Source organism: Candidatus Methylomirabilota bacterium, assembly GCA_035764725.1.
In the GTDB taxonomy this organism is placed as follows: domain Bacteria; phylum Methylomirabilota; class Methylomirabilia; order Rokubacteriales; family CSP1-6; genus DASRWT01.
On sequence record DASTYT010000114.1, the window covers coordinates 1 to 4,130 of the forward strand.

General features: G+C 66.9%; 3 protein-coding genes. 1 reads left to right on the forward strand and 2 read right to left on the reverse strand.

The window, feature by feature from the left end:
• Positions 1 to 23: 23 nt before the first annotated feature.
• Positions 24 to 866 carry an IS3 family transposase gene (locus VFX14_18365; GenBank protein HEU5191654.1) on the reverse strand — a complete coding sequence of 281 codons (843 nt, stop codon included), beginning with the start codon at positions 864 to 866 and terminating at the stop codon, positions 24 to 26.
• On the reverse strand, positions 863 to 1,216 hold the full coding sequence (locus tag VFX14_18370) for a transposase (protein HEU5191655.1): 354 nt from the start codon (positions 1,214 to 1,216) through the stop codon (positions 863 to 865). Before VFX14_18370 ends, VFX14_18365 begins: the two co-directional genes overlap by 4 nt.
• 672 nt (positions 1,217 to 1,888) lie before the next feature.
• Between VFX14_18370 and VFX14_18375 the strand changes: the two genes are divergently transcribed.
• Positions 1,889 to 3,670 (forward strand): pyruvate kinase, encoded by a 1,782-nt coding sequence (locus VFX14_18375; protein ID HEU5191656.1) that lies wholly within the window; start codon positions 1,889 to 1,891, stop codon positions 3,668 to 3,670.
• Positions 3,671 to 4,130: the final 460 nt, after the last annotated feature.

The window sequence follows — 4,130 nt, forward strand, 5'->3', positions numbered from 1 at the left end:
TGGAGTGCACCCCGTTCTTCTGCTCACCGCGAGGAGCTTAGGGTGAGCTGCTCGGCCCGGTAGTCGGCCGGGCTGCGCATCCCGAGCGCCGAGTGGGGCGCCCGGGTGTTGTAGTCCTCAAACCAGGTGTTGAGCTGCGCCAGCACCGACTCCGCGTCGCGCAGCTCCGCGCCGTCCACGTAATCTCGTTTGAATGTCTTCACGAAAGCCTCGGCCAGGCCGTTACTCTGCGGGCTGTACGCCGGTGTGGTGATCGGCGCCAGGCCCAGCTCGTGCGCGTAGAGCCCCGTGGCCGTCGCTGTGTATTGCGGACCGTTGTCACTGAGCCATTGAATTGCGTGTGGCGCCTTGAGGGTCGCTTCTCCGAAGCGCGCCCAGAGGGCGCGATCCATGAGCGTGCGGATGTCGCCCCCCGTCAGCGGCCGCGGCGACGCGACGTAGGCCAGCATCTCGCGATCGTGGCAGTCGATGGCGAAGGCCACCGAGATCACCTCGCCGCTCCAGCAGGGCAGCAAGAAGACGTCGGAGCACCAGCGTTGGTTGGACGCCGGCTGCTGGATCCGGCCCAGGTGCGGCCGCCCGTGCCGGCGATGGACGCGCGGGGCAAGCATCAACCCGTGCCGCTGCATCACCCGTCGAATGCGTTTGCGATTGTAGCCGGCCCGGACGGTCCGGTTCACCATCGCCCACACGCGGCGGTAGCCATAGGTGGCGCGGCTGTTGGTCACCGCGTGGATCTGCTGCAGCACGGTTGCGTCGTCGAGGCGCTGATCGCGGCCGCCAGGGCGCGCCCGGGCCACGTAGTACGCGCTGCGCCGGGCCAGGCCGAGGACGGAGCACATCGCGGTCATCGAATAGGGCGTCACCGCGCGGACTCTCTGCGCAACGACGGCGTGTTTTTTACGACTTCCTGGGCCGCGCGCAGGATCTCGACCTCCATGGTCTTGCGGCCCAGCGCGCGCTCGAGCTCCCGGATCTTGGCGTAGGCCTCCCGCAAGTGGCTGGCCGGGACCACGTCCTCGCTGGCTTGCACCGCCGTCGTCGCCCCGGCCTCGGCGAACCGCTTCCAGTTGCGGATCACACTTGGGGAGATGTCCAGCTCACGGCTGAGCTCGGCGAGCGTCTTCTCGCCGGTCAGGATCCGTTGGACCGTCGTCCGCTTGAACTCCGTGCTGAAGACGCGTCGGCCGTCTGCCTTCCGCCGGTGTTCGCCCATGGGGCCTCCTGTCGCATCTTACGTCCCCACGGTGAGCAGTCCAAACGGGGTGCACTCCATGCCTGTCTCAACACGCATGAGGGACGAGACGGACGCCGCTCTGTCGACGCTCGCGCGCGAGCGGCCTGACGTGGTGCTCGTGCACGCATCGTATAGCGCCTCACCGGAGCTGTCACGGATCCGTTGATATCATTGTGGCCCCAGGCGTACTCCATGCCCTGGCCGCCAAGCAAGCGACTAGGACGATCCCCATTTTCTTCGCTGCTGCGAGCGATCCGGTTGAGGTCGGGCTCGTCACCAGCCTTGCGCGGCCGGGTGGCAATATCACGGGGTTGTCCATGCTCCTCCCGGAGCTCGTCGCCAAGCGTCTGGAACTGCTCACGCAGGCCGTTCAAGGGGTCAGTCGGGTCGCTGTCCTCTGGCAGCCGAGCGCACCGACCGCGGCGATCAGGCCGAGGGCGATCGTGAACGCCTTGAAGAGCGAAGTGATGGTCTGGTTGCGGCTCAGCCGGCTCCAGACCGTGGCGAGCGGGAAATCGAGCGTCGCCCTAGCGGAAGCCCATCTAGACCGTGCTAAACTTGTACTTCGGGTGCGAATGGAGATCCTGAGCGCCATGTGTCGCGGCGCTGATCCCAACGCTCAGTTCTGGGCTGTTTCGCGAGGGTGAACCCGTGACAGACCCCGAGGCCAACCTGCTCGACCAGGTGCTGGCCGTCAAGAGCCTGATCGACGCGGAGGAAGCGCGGAACCGGTCACGGCTGGAGGCGGCGCTGCCGAAGCATCAGCTGAGCGCCCGAAACCTCGCGCACTACCTCGGCCTGCGCCGTCGAGACATCCGCCGCCTTCAATTGGGACTCGCGGCGGCCGGACTCTCGTCACTGGGCCGTTCGGAAGGTCATGTGCGCGACACGGTGCTCCGCGTCTGCGCGTGGCTCAGCGGTGAGAAAGAGCTCGTGCCAGATCCACTCGATCGATCCCGAGCCGAGAGGCTCCTGCACGAGAACACCTACGCGCTGCTCGGCCCGCGGCCCGCCGAGCGCCATGTATTCATCATGGTGACCGCCCCGGACGCCGAGCAGGTCACCCCCACGTGGGCCACCGAAGTGATTCGAGCGGGGGCCGACGTGTTGCGCATCAACGGGGCCCACGAGTCGCCGACCGAGTGGGCGACCATCGCCGCCACGTTCAAGGCGTGCGCCGCGGCACAGGGCAAACGGGGGTGCATCTTTGTTGATCTTCCGGGACCGAAGCTGCGCACCGAAATCCGCACGCTCGAGGATGTCGTCCTCCATCTGCCCCGCCGCAAGGACCATGAGGGGCGGACGGTCGCTCCCACCGAGGTCCGGCTCGTGGATGAGTATCACGACGGGCCCGAGGTGCCGGTGCCAGCCGGATGGCTCGCCGCGCTCAAGGCAGGAGACACGATCACGTTCACCGATGCCGCGGGGCGACCGCGCGAACTCACGGTACGAGGCGGATGGGGCGACGTCGTGCGCGCCGAGTGCGATCGCTCGCTTTACCTGCGCTCGGGCTTGCCGCTAGAATGGCGACGTGGTGATTCGGTGCAGGGCACTGGCGAGATCGGGATGTTGCCCCGTCAGCCCAGGGCCCTTGAGCTCTCCCCGGGGGACACGTTTCTGCTCAATGCCAGCGGGGAAAGCCCTGATCCGTCCGACAACGTCCTCGCGTTCCCGGAGCCCGCACTACTCGAGCAGGTGGAGCCCGGGGAGCGGGTGATCCTGGACGACGGAAAGATCGTTGCCGTCGTCCACTCGCGCCGCCCCGATGGCCTCGTGTGCACTGTGCAGCGCACGGTGAAGTCACCGACACGATTGCGCTCAGGGAAGGGCGTCGCGTTCCCCGACAGCACGTTGTCCCTAAGGACGGTCGGCGTCAGCCCACAGGATGAGGCGGCCCTCACCTTCGCGCTGGAGCAGGCGGATGGGGTCGGGGTGTCCTTCGTGAATGCCCCGCGCGACGTGGCGGTGATCGGGGAGCGCATCAACACGGCCGGCAAGTCCAACTTCGGCATGATCTTGAAGCTGGAGACGCGGGGCGTCCTGCGCAATCTGCCCGGCATCCTCTTCGAAGCCCTGAAGTACCATCCGGTCGGTCTCATGATTGCTCGAGGAGATCTCGCCGTGGAGCTCAGTTTCGAGCGGCTTGCCGAAATCCAAGAGGAGCTGCTGTGCTTTGGTGAGGCGTGTCATCTGCCGGTGATCTGGGCGACCCAAGTTCTCGATTCCGCCGCGCAGACCGGCGTGCCGACCCGGGCGGAAGTCACCGACGCGGCGATGGCGATGCGTGCGGAATGCGTGATGCTGGGTAAAGGGCCGCACATCGCCAGTGCCACCCGCATGCTCGCGGACATCATCCAGAAGATGGAAGCGCACCAGTTCAAGCGGCGCTCAATGATGCGGCCGCTCGCCGTGGCCTTACGTCATGCGATGTGATCGCGAAACTGGCACGGGTCGGGCGCCATGCTCGGTCACGTTAGCTAAGAGAAGCCGTACGGGTTCTCCTGTTCACCGATGGGCAAGCCGGTGCTTGCCAGGCGACGACGTGGCTCGCGCGGTTCGCGCCGGACGAGCCATCGTCGGCCCTCCGCATTGTTTCTGTCGCCCACTCTCCGCCGCTCCCAACGACGGTCTCAGCCGCAGTGAGGACACTGCGGACGCTCGCGCTCGAGCAATCACGCGCCGGCTGTGAGGCGGCGCGGGCGAGCCTGCCGAGAGCGGTCAGCGGCGTCCTGCTTTTCCCTTTCCTCGAGCGCTCTAGGGAGAGGGCGGTGCGGTGGAGCCTTGTTAGGCGATGCGGATTACGCCCTGGAACTCCACCGTGCTAGCCCCTGCGAATCCCGCCGGGGTCACCAGGGCTCTAGCAGCCCGGACCGTCCCACGAACGGGCTGCAAC